General features: G+C 59.8%; 11 protein-coding genes. 4 read left to right on the plus strand and 7 right to left on the minus strand.

All coding sequences use genetic code 11. The features are described 5' to 3' along the window. Positions 1–29 precede the first annotated feature (29 nt). On the plus strand, positions 30–1247 hold the full coding sequence (locus AB4N91_RS10500; protein WP_102594997.1) for an amino acid deaminase: 1218 nt from the start codon (positions 30–32) through the stop codon (positions 1245–1247). 141 nt (positions 1248–1388) lie between these two features. Next, a complete protein-coding gene (locus AB4N91_RS10505; protein WP_083376588.1) occupies positions 1389–2324 on the plus strand; it encodes a sugar kinase in 936 nt (311 codons plus the stop codon). A 121-nt stretch (positions 2325–2445) separates the two neighbouring features. Here the strand turns inward: AB4N91_RS10505 and AB4N91_RS10510 are convergent, their stop codons facing one another. Continuing rightward, entirely contained in the window at positions 2446–2721 is a 276-nt protein-coding gene (locus tag AB4N91_RS10510; protein ID WP_007898282.1) for a peptidylprolyl isomerase, read from the minus strand. Positions 2722–2786: 65 nt separating this feature from the next. Further along, on the minus strand, positions 2787–5324 hold the full coding sequence (locus AB4N91_RS10515; protein WP_077747701.1) for a PAS domain-containing hybrid sensor histidine kinase/response regulator: 2538 nt from the start codon (positions 5322–5324) through the stop codon (positions 2787–2789). Positions 5325–5445: 121 nt separating this feature from the next. Here AB4N91_RS10515 and AB4N91_RS10520 point away from each other — a divergent pair, with 121 nt between their 5' ends. Together AB4N91_RS10520 and AB4N91_RS10525 are read left to right on the plus strand one after the other, a co-directional pair. Further along, complete coding sequence (locus tag AB4N91_RS10520; protein WP_154912118.1) at positions 5446–6555, plus strand: PilT/PilU family type 4a pilus ATPase; 1110 nt, start codon at positions 5446–5448, stop codon at positions 6553–6555. Between the two features lie 125 nt (positions 6556–6680). Beyond that, positions 6681–10541: a hypothetical protein gene (locus AB4N91_RS10525; protein ID WP_460112402.1), complete on the plus strand. Its 3861-nt coding sequence runs from the start codon at positions 6681–6683 to the stop codon at positions 10539–10541. On the opposite strand, the gene AB4N91_RS10530 is transcribed toward AB4N91_RS10525, so the two are convergent. The 5 genes from AB4N91_RS10530 to AB4N91_RS10550 form a co-directional block, all read right to left on the minus strand. Further along, positions 10538–12493 carry an acetoacetate--CoA ligase gene (locus tag AB4N91_RS10530; RefSeq protein ID WP_311095927.1) on the minus strand — a complete coding sequence of 652 codons (1956 nt, stop codon included), beginning with the start codon at positions 12491–12493 and terminating at the stop codon, positions 10538–10540. The genes AB4N91_RS10525 and AB4N91_RS10530 overlap by 4 nt on opposite strands. A gap of 148 nt (positions 12494–12641) precedes the next feature. Beyond that, complete coding sequence (gene hbdH, locus AB4N91_RS10535) at positions 12642–13415, minus strand: 3-hydroxybutyrate dehydrogenase (RefSeq protein ID WP_010460859.1); 774 nt, start codon at positions 13413–13415, stop codon at positions 12642–12644. A 7-nt stretch (positions 13416–13422) separates the two neighbouring features. Further along, positions 13423–14814, minus strand: a complete 1392-nt coding sequence (locus tag AB4N91_RS10540) for a GntP family permease (RefSeq protein WP_010460857.1) — start codon at positions 14812–14814, stop codon at positions 13423–13425. Between the two features lie 298 nt (positions 14815–15112). Beyond that, positions 15113–16528 (minus strand): sigma-54 interaction domain-containing protein, encoded by a 1416-nt coding sequence (locus AB4N91_RS10545; protein WP_169857651.1) that lies wholly within the window; start codon positions 16526–16528, stop codon positions 15113–15115. A 170-nt stretch (positions 16529–16698) separates the two neighbouring features. Beyond that, a complete protein-coding gene (locus tag AB4N91_RS10550) occupies positions 16699–18273 on the minus strand; it encodes an ABC transporter ATP-binding protein (protein WP_083376592.1) in 1575 nt (524 codons plus the stop codon).

An 18273-nucleotide genomic window follows, 5' to 3' on the forward strand; every position in this document is an offset into this window, starting at 1 on the left:
CTGCAGCCGCGAATGTGAGGAGTTCGACCATGTCTTCTGCCCAAAACACTGCCGCTGTGGAAAAGGGCTTTGCCCAGACTGGCGCCAATCTCGTGCGCGACGTCAGCCTGCCTGCGCTGGTGCTGCACCGCGAAGCGCTGGAACACAACATTCGCTGGATGCAGGCGTTTGTCAGCAACAGCGGCGCGGAACTCGCGCCCCACGGCAAAACCAGCATGACGCCCGCGCTGTTCCGGCGCCAACTGGACGCCGGCGCCTGGGGCATCACCCTGGCCAGCGCCACGCAAACCCGCGCGGCCTATGCCCACGGTGTGCGTCGGGTGCTGATGGCCAACCAATTGGTCGGTACGCCGAACATGGCGCTGATCGCCGATTTGCTGGCGGACCCGACGTTCGACTTCCATTGCATGGTCGATCACCCGGACAACGTCGCTGACCTGGGCGCGTACTTCGCCTCGCGCGGTGTGCGCCTGAACGTGATGATCGAGTACGGCGTGGTCGGTGGTCGTTGCGGTTGCCGCAGTGAAACGGAAGTGATCGCGCTGGCCAAAGCCATCAACGCCCAACCGGCGCTGGCGCTGACCGGCATCGAAGGCTACGAGGGCGTGATCCACGGTGATCATGCGGTCACAGGCATTCGTGAATTCGCCGCCTCCCTGGTGCGCCTGGCCGTGCAGTTGCAGGACAGCGGCGCCTTTGCGATTCCCAAGCCGATCATCACCGCGTCGGGTTCGGCCTGGTACGACTTGATCGCCGAATCCTTCGAAACGCAGAACGCGGGTGGACGTTTCCTCAGTGTGTTGCGCCCCGGCAGCTACGTGGCTCACGACCATGGCATCTACAAGGAAGCGCAATGCTGCGTGCTCGACCGCCGCAGCGATCTGCACGAGGGCCTGCGCCCGGCGCTGGAAGTCTGGGCGCATGTGCAGTCGTTGCCGGAACCGGGTTTTGCGGTGATCGCCCTGGGCAAACGCGACGTCGCCTACGACGCGGGGTTGCCCGTGCCGCTGCTGCGTTACAAGGCCGGCGTGGTGCCTGCCACCGGCGACGATGTCAGCGCCTGCAAAGTGACGGCGGTGATGGACCAGCACGCGTTCATGACCGTGGCGCCGGGGGTTGAGCTGCGGGTGGGCGACATCATTTCGTTCGGCACTTCGCACCCGTGCCTGACGTTCGACAAGTGGCGCACGGGGTGTCTGGTGGATGAGCAGCTGAACGTCATCGAAACCATGGAAACCTGTTTCTAAGGCTTCGGACCGAGGCGCGGCCTTCGCCAGCAAGCCGGCTCCTACAGGGATCTTGTGAACACTGAAGATCCAATGTGGGAGTGAGCCTGCTCGCGATGGCATCCTCCCAGACAACACCGCAATACCAGAGACCCCACAACAATGAACACCATCAACACCCTCGGCCCCAACACCCCGCGCATCGCCTTGATCGGCGAATGCATGATCGAGCTGCAACAACGCGCCGATGGCACGCTGCAACAGAGCTTCGGCGGCGATACCTTGAACACTGCGGTCTACCTGTCCCGGGAACTCGGCACCCGCGGCATCGTCGATTACGTCACTGCACTGGGCGACGACAGTTTCAGCGATGCCATGTGCCAGACCTGGGCCGACGAACACATCGGGTTGGGCATGGTTCAGCGCCTGCCCGGGCGACTGCCCGGTTTGTACTGCATCCAGACTGATGCGGCGGGCGAGCGCCGCTTCCTCTATTGGCGTAACGAAGCGGCCGTGCGCGACTGCTTCACCACCCCGGCCGCCGCGCCGATCCTGGCCGCGCTGCCGGATTACGACGTGCTGTATTTCAGCGGCATCACCCTGGCAGTGCTCGGCGTGCAAGGTCGGGTGAAACTGCTGGAAACCCTGATCGAGGCCCGCCAGCGGGATGCGCGGATCGTGTTCGACAACAACTACCGGCCACGCTTGTGGGCGTCAGTCGAAGAGGCGCGGGCGGCTTATCGCAGCGTCTTGCCCTATGTCGATCTGGCGTTGCTGACCGTCGATGACGAGCAGGCGCTGTTTCATTTTTCCGATGGCGAGGCGGTGTTTGCCGCTTACGAGCAGATTGGCACCCCCGAAGTGGTGCTCAAGCGTGGCGCCGAGGCGTGTCTGATTCGCTGTGATGGCGAGTCGTTCGAGGTGCCCGCGCAGAAGGTCGAGCGCGTGGTGGACACCACGGCGGCGGGGGATTCGTTCAGCGCGGCGTATCTGGCCAGTCGGCTCAAGGGTGGAAGTGCGGTTGAGGCGGCCGAGGCGGGGCATCGGTTGGCGAGTCGGGTGATTCAAGTGCCTGGAGCACTGATTCCCAAAGATTGAAATAAGCTTTTGTGGCAAGGGAGCTTGCTCCCGTTCGGGTGCGCAGCAGCCGTAAATTGGGGCCGCTACGCAGCCCAGCGGGAGCAAGCTCCCTCGCCACAGGGCCTTTAAGCCAAACCCATCAATCCCGGTAAAACACCTGCACCAGGTGATACCCGAACTTGCTCTTGATCGGCCCATGCACCACCCGTAGCGGTTTTTTGAAGATCACCGCGTCGATCACCCCGACCATTTGCCCAGGCCGCACTTCACCCAGGTCGCCCCCGCGTTTGCCGGACGGGCAGGTGGAGTACTTCTTGGCCAGCACATCAAAGGCTTCGCCCTTGGCGATGCGTTGTTTGAGCTGCTCGGCTTCTTCCGAGGTTTTCACCAGAATATGGCGGGCTTGAGCTTTCATGGGGGCATACCTTGCAACGGTGATGGCTATGTTGATGCCAGCGGGGCGCGCGATTATGCCTCAACTCACTCCGGTTGGCCGATCATCGTGCGAATCTTGTTGGCCAACAGGTCAATGGAAAACGGTTTGGCGACCATGTCCATGCCTTCTTCCAGGAAACCCTGGCGTTCGGCGGCTTTCTCCGCGTAACCGGTCATGAACAGGACCTTGAGTTCGGGGCGGTGCTGGCGAGCGATCTCTGCCAGTTGCCGGCCGTTCATGCCCGGCAGGCCTACGTCGGTCACCAGCAGATCGACCCTCAGGTCGGATTCCAGCAAGGGCAGGGCGGTCTTCGCATCCTCGGCTTCGTGGGCGTGATAACCCAGCTCGTTGAGCAGGTCGAGCACCAGCATGCGCACCGCCGGGTCGTCTTCCACCAACACCACGGTTTCGCCGGCAATCGCCGCCGGAGCCTCGCCCGTGAACGGCAGCAGTACTTTTTCCGGTTCCGTGGCGTGCAATCGGGGCAAGTAAAGGCGAACGCTGGTGCCCTTGCCCGGCAAACTGAACAGGCTGACATGCCCGCCCGACTGCTGGGCGAACCCATAAATCATCGACAACCCAAGGCCGGTACCCTGGCCGATGGGTTTGGTGGTGAAGAACGGGTCGAACGCCTTGGCCAGCACCGACGGTGTCATCCCGGTGCCGTTATCGCTGACGGCAATCATCACGTAATCCCCGGCCTTGACCGGTTCCAACGTGGTGATGTCGCTGCCGTCGAGGTAAACGTTGGCGGTTTCGATCAGCAACTCGCCGCCATCGGGCATGGCGTCCCGGGCGTTGATGACGAGGTTGAGCAGAGCGTTTTCCAGTTGGCTGACGTCAGTGCTCACCGGCCAGACCTCGCCGGCCAGCAGCAGTTTGAGTTCGATGTGATCGCCCTTGGTCCGGCTGAACAAGTCTTCCAGGGAGTGCACCAGGTCATTGGCGTTCAGCGGCCGGCGATCCAGCGACTGACGCCGGGAAAACGCCAGTAGCCGATGGGTCAGGGCGGCGGCACGATTGGCCGAGGACACCGCGGCTTCGGTGAAACGGCCAATCTCGGCGGCGCGCCCTTCAGCGATATAGCGCTGCATCAGATCGAGGCTGCCGATGATCCCGGTCAGCATGTTGTTGAAGTCGTGGGCGATGCCGCCGGTGAGCTGCCCGACCGCCTCCATTTTCTGCGCATGGCGCAAGGCGTCTTCCGCGCGTTCACGCTCGAACATCTCGTTTTGCAGCCGTTGGTTGGCTTCGGCCAACTGCTGGGTGCGGGCCGCGACCCGTTCCTCAAGGGTATCGTTGAGATTGCGCAGGGCTTCTTCCGTCTGTTTGCGCTCGGTTTCGTCAATGACAAAGATGTAGAAACCATTCACCGTGCCGTCGGCACCGTGGCGCGGCAAGTAATTCATCAAGGCATGGCGGTTACTGCCGTCCCGGTGCGGGGTATTGATGCTGAAACAGCAAGACTTGCCCGTCAGCGCCAGGGCAATGTGTTCGGCGCGCAAGGCATAGGCTTCCTCGCCCAGCACTTCACGAATGGTGCGGCCATAGAGTTCCTGCGGTGTCAGGCCATACCAGTCCAGATAAGCGGCGTTGTTCAAGCGAAAGCGTTCCTCGCTGTCCACGTAGCTGATCAGGATGGGCATGGCGTTGATGATCAGCTGCAACTCGGTCTGGCTCTGGCGCAGGGCTTGCTCGGTGAGCTTGCGTTCGGTCAGATCCAGCGCGGCGCCAAGGAAGCGGATCGGCCGGCCATGGTGGTCCTTGTAGCAGCGACCGCGGGCAAACACCCAGCGCAGGTGACCGCTGGGTTGCAGCAAGCGATATTCCTCGGCGTATTCGGTGCCGTGGGTGATGGAATATTTGATGCTGCGGGCGACCATGGCGCGATCTTCCGGGTGCACGGCCTGGAGGTAGGCGCTGATGGGCAACTGACTGGCGAGCAGCGGGTCGATGTTGTGCAGTTCGGCGAAATGCGCATCGGCGATGAAGCGATCTTCGCCGATGTCCCAATCCCAGGTGCCGACGGCGTCGGTGGCCGCCAGCGCCAGTTGCAGGCGCTGTTCGGTTTCGTGCTGGGCCTTGAGACTGGCGGCCGACCGCTGTTCCAGTTCCAGCGCGATGCGTCGGCGTTCATTGGTTTCGATGGCGGTGACCAGAATGCCAGCAACCTCAGCGTTTTCATCGCGGATCGGGCTGTAGGTCAGGTCCAGCCAGAAGTCGGAATCACCTTCGTCGCGTTGCAAGGTAAAACGTTGTTCGCTGTAGGTACGCACCTGGCCTTGTAGGACAGCGCTGTAAATGGGGCTGGTAAAGTCCTGAAGTTCTGGCCAGATTTGGTGCGTCGGTTGTCCGAAAGCGTGTGGATGCTTGCTGCCGGCGAGGAGGGCGAAGCCGTCGTTGTAGATCTGCGTGAGGTGCGGCCCCCACAGCAACAGCATCGGCATCGGTGAATGAATCACGATGTCCACGGCAGTGCGCAGGCTCTGTGGCCAGGTGCTGGCAGCGCCCAGCGGGGTGCGTGTCCAGTCCAGTCTGGCGATCAAGGCCTGTGCATCGCTGCCCGTCAGTGTTGCGTTCATCAAATTGTCCTGCACTTAAGTCGGTGGCGCGGCGTCTACTATCCTTGCAGGGCGGTAGACGCTGGATGACCTGCCATGGGTCATTACTTTTTCATTGAATGCTTCGCGGGTGTTTTTTGCCATGGAAATCGATGCACTGTTGCAGATACTGTCTGACCGGAATGGATCCGATCTCTATCTTTCCACCGGCGCACCACCCAGTGCGCGGTTCGACGGTGTGCTCAAGCCGCTGACCGACCAGCCATTCAAGCCGGGAGCAGTCGCGGCCATTGCCGAGTCCATCATGGACGCCGAACAGCGCCTGGAGTTCGATCGGGAACTGGAGATGAACCTGGCAATCTCCCTGGCGGGTGTCGGGCGCTTTCGGGTCAACATCTTCAAGCAACGCAACGATGTGTCAATCGTGGCACGCAACATCAAGCTCGACATCCCGCGTTTCGAAGACCTCAAACTACCGGCGGTGCTGCTCGAAACCGTGATGCTCAAACAAGGATTGATACTGTTCGTCGGCGCCACCGATTGCGGCAAGTCAACCTCCCTCGCGGCGCTGATCGATTACCGCAACCGCCACAGCACTGGCCATATCGTCACCATCGAGGACCCGATCGAGTACATCCATCGGCACAAGCAGTCGATCATCAACCAGCGCGAGGTCGGCGTCGATACCCGCAGTTTTCATGCTGCCCTGAAAAACACCCTGCGCCAGGCCCCGGACGTGGTACTGATCGGCGAAATCCGCGACCGCGAAACCATGGAGCACGCGCTGGCGTTTGCCGATACGGGCCATCTGGTGATCTCGACGTTGCACGCGCACAACGCCCATCAGGCGCTGGACCGCATCATCAATTTCTTTCCCGAAGAGCGACGGACGCAGTTGCTGCATGACTTGAGCAACAATCTGAAAGCGTTTGTTTCCCAACGATTGGTGCGGACCCGTGACGGTCAGCGCAGGGCGGCAGTGGAAGTGATGTTGGGAACACCCACGATCGGTGACTTGATAAGGCGCAATCAACTGGACGAACTTAAAGACATCATGGAAAAGTCCGCAGAGTTCGGTATGCAGACGTTCGATGGCGCACTGTATGCACTGGTGATGGAAGGCGCAATCAGTGAGGAAGAGGCGCTAAAAAATGCGGACTCGCTGAGCAATCTGAAGTTGCGCCTCAAGCTGTATGGCGGTGGGCCTTCGACCGCCAATGCGCCCAATGGGGACTGGGGGTTAGTGGATTGATGAGGTGGGTAAGGCGGCGACGATGAAATGTTGTCTTATGAAGTTTTACTGTTTAGTTAATTTTTGGTGGGTCAGGATTCACCTTCGATTAATGAATCAGTGAACTAAATACATAAGGTTGTTTTATGGTTGTTAAGTTGAAATATAAAGACTATCCGTTGTCCGGAGCCGTTTCAGAAGTCCAGCACCAGTGGTTAAGGGCCGATGCCGCTGAACGACAAGTGGTCGCGCGCTTGTTGCAAAGTGTCTTCGAGGATCAAGAGGATGAAGGGCCGTACTGTTGGCAAGGTTATGAGTTTGAGCTGGCAAAAGGTTCTTCGCTGTATGAAGTCCATATGCCGGGGCGAGTGGCATGGAATAACCTGGCCAACTACACGGTCGTAATGGACGAACTCCGTCGCCACCGTCCGGAGAATATGGCGGCAACCCGTATTAACGAAAACGGCGGACTTGAGATATTCCGAAAAGAGCGGCAAGTGTGGGAAGTCGTCGACGTGAATATCGTCCAGGCGTCGCACTATTATCAAAAGCTGCTGGTGGTAGGTGATATTGCCAGGCAAGCCGGTGGATACATTTACACCGAAGATTTCGTCGATGTGGACCAATGGCTGAGGTTTCATGGCCTGACGGTTCCAACGAACGTGAGCGAAACCAGAAACCTGATCGCGCTTTTCGAGTTTGATCCTGATGTCGATGAGTTGGGGCACTATTGGGGGCAGTTGGTTACGGATGATTCATCGTTAGCCGTCTTGTCGGCTGAGCAACGGACCGCCATTCGGCAGGTTACTCAGCGTGTTACCCAGAACACCAGACTGCTGGACATGTTGTACCGCGAAACGGGACGCGCCGTTGCGACACACGAAAATGCCGCCGAGCGGATCGTCGCGTTGGTCAAGCATCCGGTGGCCCAGGCCTGTGCCAGGCAGATTCTGGAAGCGTCGGACTGGTTCGGCGCGCATCCCGGGCAGAACGTCTCTGCGCAAGATCTCGAGCAACTGCTGGTCACCAGCCTGTTGCTGGATCTTTATCCGTCTCTTGGTAGCACCGGGGACCGCAAGAGTCTCGGTGGTTTCGCTTTATATGCGCCGAGCAACGTAGAGCGGTCGCCGGCCATGGTCCGCGAAGAGCTGCAAGCCTTTCTCTATACCAAGGGCTGGGTTGATCCTGCGGCGGCGCCACTGGCGTGTCATCTGCTGCTGGCGGACATTGCGCCGGAATTTCTGGTCAGGGGCGTGCCATCGTCGATGACGATGGGCTCGGTTGCCTGGGTAACCTTTTGCCATGGCGTTGCCTTGGCGGAAGCGGTCAGGAAGGGCGCGTCGCGTGTGCTGACGTATGCGCAAATCATGGCGTATGTCGAACTGGAGCCTGTCAGCGAGCCGCTGTCCCGACTGAGGGATTTGGCAATGATCGATCCGATCGTCGACTGGGCCCTGATCAACAGCGTTATCAGCGCAAGCGAGCTGACTCAAGCGGCAAAGGACAGCACCGAGCGGGCCATCACCGCGTTCCAGGCATATGCGGAAAACTTCACCCATCTGGCGCGCGTCTATTCCATCCCGATGCCCAACCGCGAAACCATCGCGCGCGAAGCCTTGCAAGGAGCGGTGCCGGAGTGTGATTTTCTCGACGATAAAGTGCTCTATCAACACCCCGGCCTTTATGCGTCCTCCAACCCCATGTCCATGGTCGAGTTGCACATGTCGGCGGATCTGGAAGGTGGCCAGTGGGATTTTCCTGCGGTCTTTCCCGATAAAGTTATTTCCGGGACCCCTGATTTGTTGGCCGGTATCACCCATTACAAAAGACCAACTCGGTACGACCCCTCGGTCACTAGCCTTTATAGTCGCTTTCCAAGGTTGCGGAGCCTGCCTCCCAACAATGTCGAGTACCATCGCCAATTGCGCGATTATCACGGCCAGTTGAATAACGCGCTGGCGAGCAACATCAAGTTGGCCCTTTCACACATGCTTCCTCATGATCTGGACGTCTTTCTGAACGGAAAAATCAGCTTTTTTACCGTTCGTCTTCCGGCCACCAGAACCGAGTCTTTCTTTTCAATATCGCCAGTCCCTGTTTCAACGACTTACGAAACCCGGCAAGGTAGCGATGCTGTCAAGGGACGCTTCGGCATTGTCATGTTTGCAACTCACGCAAACACGGCGGTGTGTTATGAGTTGTTCACCTTGCGGGGTGAATTACGGAGAAACAACACGCTCGCCTCGCTGATCATCTCAACAGGTAAATTGCGAACGGCCGCGAGAATGGATTTCACCGGGGACCTGAATGCGCCGGAACGACCTGCGCCCCCCGAATGGTTGCCTCTTTCTGTTATTGAATATACCGACGGCGTTTTCGCCGGGAATGACGCCAGCAGCGACATGGCAATTATTGAAAAACTGGGCGAACTCCCCGCGCCACTGCAAGTAACGGCTCGCCAGCAGAGTACTTATATGAATGTTGGCAATCCGCAACTGGCGCGAATTGCGGCGTTCGTTGTGAACAATCATCCGTTGCGCACATTGGACGAAATCGAGTTGATGGCCACCGTGCCGACAGCGCTTGAAACCGAACGCAAAAAAGGCGAAGAGACTGCCGATTACATCGTGAATCTGGTGGTTCCGTTCAAAAAGTGCATCGAGGATTTGTCTTCCGGAGAGCACAACAAGGTCGTAGACGGGATCTACGGTTGCGTCATGGACGCCATGGCGTTGGGCGGGGCATTCGTGGGGGCGGGCGCCAAAGCGCTGAGCATCTCGTCGAAGGCGATCTCCCTGTCGTCCAAAGGCGCCCGTCTGACCAAACTGGCCTTTGTCACCTCCGTTTCCCTCTTCAACCCCGTGGATGATGTGCCAACGGTGTTTTATGGTGCCGGCAAACTCATCCATAAGGGCGCGTTACGTTTCAGCAGTCAGGCTGAAGCGCTTCTTGGACTGGCGAAGTCCCAGTTGGGCAGACTCCATGGCAGCCACAAATCCTATGACCTGCTCCGCGCCGCCAGTCACGTCCACACCGGACAGGGTAGCTGGCGGCCACGTGGTGCAGTGGGTGAGGCCCTGTCAGTGGTGGCCGCGCGCAACCAACTCCAATGGTATGCCCTCGACCGCCTGGGCAAAGCCTGGGGGCCCAAACTGGAGCACTTTGCCTACGTGGCGCCTGTCGGCTTGCCGCGCCCAACCAAAACATTGCCTGTCAGTTACACCCGACAGTTCATTGAACAAAGTCTGCCGCGAGCCCGGACTAAAATCGAAAACGCAATCAATGCCTTGATCCACCGTGACTTTGAGGCGCAGCGCACGCTGGTCGCCAGGCTGCTGATGGGAAGCGATTCGAATGAAGCAATCAATCAGTTATTGAATTATTTGAGAGCGGTCAGGGCAGACTTCGCGGGCGTTTCCATCAGTAACTTCGTCCTTGATCCACTCAAGGACACCCACCACATTGCCGCTTTCGACGCGAACGCTTACCAGCAGTGGAAAGGTGCAACCGGGCAATCCGACGCGAAGTTCGTTGAAATCTACACCGTCAATCTCAACCGTCACTTCATCGGCCAGGGTTTCAACCTTGACGTCGTCGCAGACGACTTGATCCATGAGCTGTTTCACGGACCTGCGCAGATCGGTGATGTCGCCTATGCCCGCGACGCCGGCAACGTTGGGGGTGGCCAGTCGCTGGACGTGGCGTCGCTGTTGAACCTGGCCTCCGGACAGCTTGCGGTGACAGATGGAGGCATTGCCCGTCACGCCCGTTCCAAAGCCTTTGAAAACGCCGACTCACTGGCGGTGGTCACTTCGCTGCTGAGCCAGTTGTACACCGACGAGGGCGGGTTTGACCGCAACATGTCCCTCCTTCGGAGCACGCTGGAAGCAAACCCCGAACGTGCGATTGTCGATCCGGTGCTGATCACGCTGAACAAACCCGTGACTGCGCAGAGGTTTGCACAGGGCACGGCAGCCCCGGCCCGAGCGTTCGATCGAACCGTTTAAAAAGCCAGTTCCGGCCGATCCCGAAATTGCTCCAGCGCCTCGGGATTGGCCAACGCATCGGTGTTCTTCACCTTCTGCCCATGCACCACGTTCCGCACCGCCAGCTCGACGACCTTGCCGCTGATGGTCCGTGGGATATCGGTCACCGCGACAATCTTCGCCGGTACATGCCGGGGTGTGGTGTTGGCGCGGATGACCTGGCGGATCTGCTGCTGCAAGGCTTCATCCAGTTCGACGCCGTCGCGCAACTTCACGAACAGCACCACCCGCACGTCATCCTGCCATTGCTGACCAATGGCCACGCTGTCCAGCACCTGTGGGACCTTCTCCACCTGACGATAGATTTCCGCGGTACCGATGCGCACGCCGCCAGGGTTGAGCACCGCGTCCGAGCGGCCGTGGATCATCATCGCGCCGTGGGGCAGCTGTTCGGCGTAATCGCCCTGTGCCCAGACGCCGGGGAACTGGCTGAAATATGAAGCGTGCAGCTTCTCTTGCTGCGGGTCGTTCCAGAAGCCAATGGGCATCGCCGGGAAGTGCCGGGTGCAGACCAGTTCACCTTTCTCGCCGATCACAGGCTTGCCGTCGTCATTCCAGACTTCGACCGCCATACCCAGGCTTTTGCCCTGGATTTCGCCGCGACGCACGGGCTCAAAAGGATTGCTGTTCACAAAGCACGAAACGATGTCGGTACCACCGGACATCGAGGCCAGGCACAGGTCGCTCTTGAGGTCGCGATACACGTAGTCGTAACTCTGCGGCGACAGCGCAGAACCGGTGCAAAGCAGGGTTTTCAGGCTGCTCAGGTCATGGCTTTCGCGCGGTTTGATCCCATGGGTTTCCAGGGTGGCGAGAAATTTTGGACTGGTGCCGAAGACGCTGATGCGTTCATCGTCGATCAGGTCGATCAAACGCCGGGGGTCCGGATGGAACGGCGAGCCGTCGTACAGCACCACTGCACTGCCCACGGCCAGGGCCGAGACCAGCCAGTTCCACATCATCCATCCGCATGTCGTGTAGTAAAACAAACGGTCGCCGGGGCCGAGATCGCAATGCAGGCCGTGTTCCTTGACGTGTTGCAGCAACACGCCGCCGGTGCTGTGGACGATGCATTTCGGCACGCCGGTGGTGCCGCTGGAGTAGAGGATGTACAGCGGATGGGCGAACGGCACGGGGACGAAATCCGGCTCGCCACCGATGTCGTAAAAATCATCCCACAGCGTCACGTTGGCTCGGGTGTGGAACTGTTCGATGCGTGCCTGTGGTCGGGCATAGGGCACCAGGATCAACTGTTGCAAGGATGGCAGGCGTTCGAGGATTTCATTGACCTTGGCGGTCTGATCGATGTCCTTGCCGGCGTAGCGGTAACCGGCGCAGGTGATGAGCACTTTCGGTTCGATCTGGCCGAAGCGGTCGATGACGCCCTGGGTGCCGAAGTCCGGTGATGAGCAAGACCAGATCGCCCCCAGACTGGTGGTGCCGAGCATGGCCACCAGAGTTTGCCAGGTATTGGGCATGCACGCGGCGACACGGTCGCCGAGGCCGACGCCAGCGGCTTTCAGACTGTTTTGAAAACCGGCGACATGCTCGGCGAGTTCCGCCCAGGTCAGGTGTTCACGCTGGCCGTTCTCGCCAATCGCAATGATCGCCACGGCATCGTCGCGACGGCGCAGCAGGTGCTCGGCGAAATTCAGGGTGGCGCCTGGGAACCACTCGGCGCTGGGCATTTGCGCGCCTTCCACCAGCACTGCGTCCGGCTGATCGTGGAAACGGATGTCGAAGAAGTCGACGATCGCCTGCCAGAAAGCTACGCGCTGATCGATGGACCATTGGTGCAGGGCGGGGTAGTCGTCGAGGTGAATGTGGTGCCGTTTAATGATGAAGCGCCGGAAGGCCTCCATGCGGGTTTTGCTGATGCGCTCGGCGCTGGGTTGCCAGAGGATGTCGGACATGGCTTGCCTCTTCTTCTATTTTCAGATCCATTCGCGGGCAAGCCTCGCTCCTACAGGTTTTGCGTCGAGCCACAAATCCGGCTGCAACCACAAAACCTGTGGGAGCGAGGCTTGCCCGCGATGAACGATAACGCGGTTTACTGCCGAATTACTGCGCCAACCACCCACCATCAATATTCCACGCCGCGCCGCGCACCTGGCTTCCGGCCTCACTGCACAAGAACAACACCAGTTCGCCCAATTGCGGCGGGGTGACGAATTCCAGCGACGGCTGCTTCTCCGCGAGCAAATCATGCTGCGCCTGTTGCGGCTCGATCCCGGTCGCTATGCGAGCATCAATCTGCTTCTGCACCAGCGGCGTCAATACCCAGCCCGGGCAAATGGCGTTGCAGGTCACATTGGTCGTTGCCGTTTCCAGCCCGACGACCTTGGTCAAGCCGATCACGCCATGTTTGGCCGCGACATAGGCGGCTTTACCCACCGAGCCCACCTGGCCATGCACCGAGGCAATGTTGATGATCCGCCCCCAACCTTTGGTGCGCATGCCCGGCAGGCTCAAGCGGGTGCTGTGAAACACCGACGACAGGTTGATCGCAATGATCGAGTCCCAACGTTCCACGGGAAAGTCTTCTACCGCCGCTACGTGCTGGATACCGGCGTTGTTCACCAGGATGTCGACGCCGCCGAACTCACGCTCGGCATAAGCAATCATGTCGGCAATCTGCACCGGGTCGCTGACGTCGGCCGGGTGATGGCCGACCTTGCCACCGAACTGCTCGACCTCGGCAATCACCTTGGACGCATCGCCGAAACCGTTGAGAATCAGATTGGCGCCAGCCTTGGCCAGGCTCAGGGCAATGCCCAGGCCGATGCCGCTGGTGGAACCGGTGACCAGTGCAGTCTTGCCCGAAAGAGTCGTCATGAATACCTCACACAATGCCAGTGGCGTAGAAAGTACCGATCACCACAAAAACCGCCAGGGTCTTGATCAGCGTAATACAGAAAATATCTTTGTAGGCTTCACGGTGGGTCAGGCCGGTGACCGCCAGCAGGGTAATCACTGCGCCGTTGTGCGGCAGGGTGTCCATGCCACCACTGGCCATCGCAGCCACTCGGTGCAGCACTTCCAACGGAATGTTGGCAGCGTGGGCCGCAGCGATGAAGTCATTGGCCATGGCCGCCAGCGCAATGCTCATGCCGCCCGACGCCGAACCGGTGATACCGGCGAGCAGGGTTACGGTAATCGCTTCGTTGACCAACGGGTTGGGAATGCTCTTGAGCCAGTCGGCCAATACCAGGAAGCCCGGCAAGGAAGCGATCACCGCACCAAAACCGTACTCCGACGCGGTGTTCATCGCCGCCAGCAATGAACCGCTGACTGCACTTCGACTGCCCTCGGCCAACTTGCCGCGAATCGCCTGGAAGCCGAACACCAGCACCATGATGATGCCGACCAGCAAGGCCGCTTGCACCGCCCAGATCGCCGTGAGCTTGGCGATTTCGGTGGTGACCGGCGCGGCCATGCCCGGCAGCGCAAGGCTGTGGGTCTTGCCATACCACTGCGGAATCCACTGGGTAAACAGCAGGTTCATGATGCCGACTGCCAGCAACGGCGACAGGGCGATCCATGGATTCGGCAGTTTGATGTCGGCCGCGGTTTCCGGCTCGTTGCGCAGTTCGGTGCCATAACCTTCACCGGCGGCCTGCGCCTTGTTGCGCTGGCGTTGGAGAAACAGCATGCCGGCGCAGACTACGAAGATCGCGCCGATTACACCCAGCCACGGCGCCGCCCACGCGGTGGTGTTGAAGAAGGTGCTGGGGATGATGTTCTGGATCTGCGGGGTGCCGGGCAGGGCGTCCATGGTGAACGAAAACGCGCCGAGGGCGATGGTCGCCGGGATCAAGCGCTTGGGGATGTTGCTCTGGCGGAACATTTCAGCGGCAAACGGGTAGACCGCGAACACCACCACAAACAGCGACACGCCGCCGTAAGTCAGCAGGGCGCAGACCAACACGATCACCAACATCGCTTGACGTGTACCGAGCAACCGAATCGCTGCCGCGACGATGGAGCGTGAGAATCCCGACAGCTCAATCAGCTTGCCGAACACCGCGCCGAGCAGGAACACCGGGAAATACAGTTTGATGAAGCCGACCATTTTCTCCATGAACACCCCGGTGAAGGCAGGGGCGACGGCGGAAGGGTCGGTGAGCAAGACGGCGCCGAGGGCGGCAATCGGGGCGAAGAGAATAACGCTGTAGCCACGGTAAGCAGCCAGCATCAGCAGCGCGAGGGCTGCCAAGGCAATGATCACACTCATGGTGTGTCTCCTGGATTGTTATTTTTGTAGGGTGGAACTTTTGTGGGAGAGGGCTTTAGCGAGATTCGTGCCATTTATTTAAGGCATTGAAATATAAGGATATTTATTTATGTATAAGGTGATTCTGAATGATTTGTCTCTTATTCGAGATTTTTTTGCGGCTGTGAGAGTGTCTTCGCGGGCAAGCCTCGCTCCTGCATGATTTGCGGTCGTCCGCACAAACAAGAGCGCCTTGGTCCCGTAGGAGCGAGGATTTCCCGCGAAGAGGCCCAATCTACCAATAGAGATCAATGTCTCTTTATGGAGACTCGGCAATCCCTAGCGCCACCATCTTCTTATACAAAGTAGACCGCCCCAGCCCCAGCCGCGCCGCCGCTTCAATCACCTTGCCCCCGCATTGCGCCAGGGCAGATTCAATCAATTGCCGGTCAAACCGCTCCCGCGCCTCGCTGAACGTTTCATGCGCAACGGCCTCAACGACCCTCGGCGCCACACGCGTCACTGGTGTGAACGTCCCGATTGCCGCGCGGATGTCCCCTGCATTCAGCACCAGGTCATCACTGAGCAGCGCCGCGCGTTCCAGTACGTTGCGCAGCTCACGGATATTGCCCGGCCAGGCGTGATGCGCCAGCAGGTCCAAGGCTTCGGTGTTCAGCTCATGCTGGCTGCGAAGTTCCTCAAGGATCGCTTCACTGAGCGCTGGCAAGTCATCAAGACGATCGCGCAGAGGCGGCACGTTGATCGGCAGCACGTTGAGCCGGTAATACAAATCGGCGCGAAATTCGCCGCGCTTGATCGCCGCTTCCAGGTCCGTGGAGGTCGCTGCGATCACTCGCACATCACTCTGGATGACCTCATTGGAACCGACCGGCTCGAATTCCTTTTCCTGCAAAACGCGCAGCAACTTGCTTTGCAGCGGCAGCGGCATGTCGCCGATTTCATCGAGAAACAGCGTGCCGCCCTGGGCGATCTGCAACTTGCCGGCCCGGCCTTTGCGATCGGCGCCAGTGAAGGCGCCCGGCGCGGTGCCAAAGAATTCGGCTTCGAGCAACGACTCGGGAATCGCTGCGCTGTTGATGCTGACGAAGGCTTTGTGCGCGCGGGGTGAAGCGCCGTGGATCGCCTGGGCCAGCAGCTCCTTGCCGGTGCCGGTTTCGCCGAGCAACAGCACCGGTGACTCGGCACTGGCACTGCGCCGGGCGCGGCGTTTGACTTCCAGGCTGGCGGCGCTGGTCCCGATGAAGTGGGCGAAGTTGTATTTGGTCTGCCGCGACCGCAGCAACGAGCGGGTAGAGGCCAGTTCTTCCTGCATGCTCAGGTAGCGTTTGAGCATCGGAGACAGGCTGTGCAATTCGTCGAACAGCGCAAAACCAATGGCGCCGATGACGGCGCCCGCGTCGTCGTGGATCGGCAAGCGCATGACCACCAGGGGTTCTTTCGGCGTGTCCTGCATATCCAGCAAAATCGGGCGACCGGTGCGAACCACCTCACGTAGCAAGCTGCCCGGTATCACGCTTTCGCACGCTTTGCCGATGGCCACTTCGGCTGATTCCAGGCCGAAGCGGCGGGCATAGCGCTCGTTCATCCAGACGATATTCGCGTCGCGGTCGACAATCACCGTGCCCTCGCTGGATTGCTCGATGATCTCGAACAGCGAACGGATCGCCAGCAAGCGAACGCGCTGGTAGTCCTTGAGGCTTTCGGTGGTGTTCATGGGTTTCATGTCCAGAATGTGTGTTGTCTTGGCGGGCCTCTTCGCGGGCAAGCCTCGCTCCTGCAGGGTTTGTGTCGAGCCACAAATTCAGCGATAACCACAAAACCTGTGGGAGCGAGGCTTGCCCGCGAAGGCCGCGACGCGGTTCATCGATGTGGACGCGATTATGCCTACCGCGTATGCGCCGCCGCCAACAGCTCTTTGGTGTACGGATGCTGCGGCGAATCGAATACGTCGTGGCTGGCACCGCTTTCTACCACTTTGCCGTCCTTGATCACGATCATGTCGTGGGCGAGGGCACGTACCACCGCCAGATCATGACTGATGAACAGGTAGGTCAGGCCGTGTTTTTCCTGAAGTTGGCGGAGCAGGGCGACCACTTGTTTCTGCACGGTGCGATCCAGTGCCGAGGTCGGTTCATCGAGCAGAATCAGCGCCGGTTTCAGCACCAGCGCCCGGGCAATGGCGATGCGCTGACGCTGGCCACCGGAGAACTCGTGGGGATAGCGATCACGGCTTTGCGGGTCGAGGCCGACTTCTTCCAGTGCACGAATCACTTCGGCTTTGCATTCATCAGCGGTCAATTGGCTATGCACTTCAAGCCCTTCGCTGATGATCTGTGCCACGGACATGCGTGGACTGAGGCTGCCGAAGGGGTCCTGGAACACCACCTGCATCTTCTTGCGCCATGGCCGCAACTGCTTTTGCGTCAGACCGTCCAGTGCCTCGCCCTGAAAGCGAATGCTGCCTTCGGAATCGAGCAAACGCAGAATCGCCTGGCCCAGGGTTGATTTGCCCGAACCGGACTCGCCCACGATACCCAGGGTCTTGCCGCGCTGAATGTTGAGGCTGATGCCGTCCACCGCGTTTAAATACGTCTTGCGCTGGAACAAGCCGCCACCGAGGGCAAACTGCACGCGCAGGTTGTCCACTTCCAGAACGTTCTCGCGCTCGTCCCGGGGCAGGGCTTCGCCTTCCGGTTCGGCGTTCAGCAGCACGCAACTGTAGGGATGTTTCGGTTCGGTGAAGATCGTTTCGCAGGTGGCCTCTTCGACGATTTCCCCGGCCTTCATCACGCACACACGCTGAGCGATGCTGCGCACCAGATTGAGGTCGTGGCTGATCAACAGCAGCGACATGCCGAGACGCTGTTGCAGGGACTTGAGCAGAATCAGAATCTTGCGCTGCACTGTCACGTCCAGCGCCGTGGTGGGTTCGTCGGCGATCAGCAACTGCGGCTCGCACGCCAGGGCCATGGCGATCATTACCCGTTGCCGCTGGCCACCGGACAGCTGATGGGGATAGGCCTTGAGCCGCTCTTTGGGTTTCTGGATGCCGACCAGTTGCAGCAACTCCAGAATCCGCGCTTGCGCCGCGTTGCCCGTCAGGCCCTTGTGCACCAGCAGGGTTTCGCCGATCTGCTTTTCGATGCTGTGCAACGGGTTGAGCGAGGTCATCGGTTCCTGGAAGATCATCGCGATCCGGTTGCCGCGTAGCTCACGCAACACCTGGGGCGGGGCACCGAGCAACTCCTTGCCGCGATAGCGAATGCTGCCCGTGGTCCGGGTGCCGGTCTCGGGCAGCAGTTGCAGGATCGAGTGGGCGGTCACCGATTTGCCGGAGCCCGATTCGCCGACCAATGCCAGGCATTCGCCGGGATGGATGTCCAGGCACAGATTGCGCACCACCGTCTGGCCATTGAAGGCCACGCTGAGGTCACGGATTTCGATCAGGTTGGTACTCAT

This window comes from Pseudomonas sp. H3_D04 (assembly GCF_054669175.1).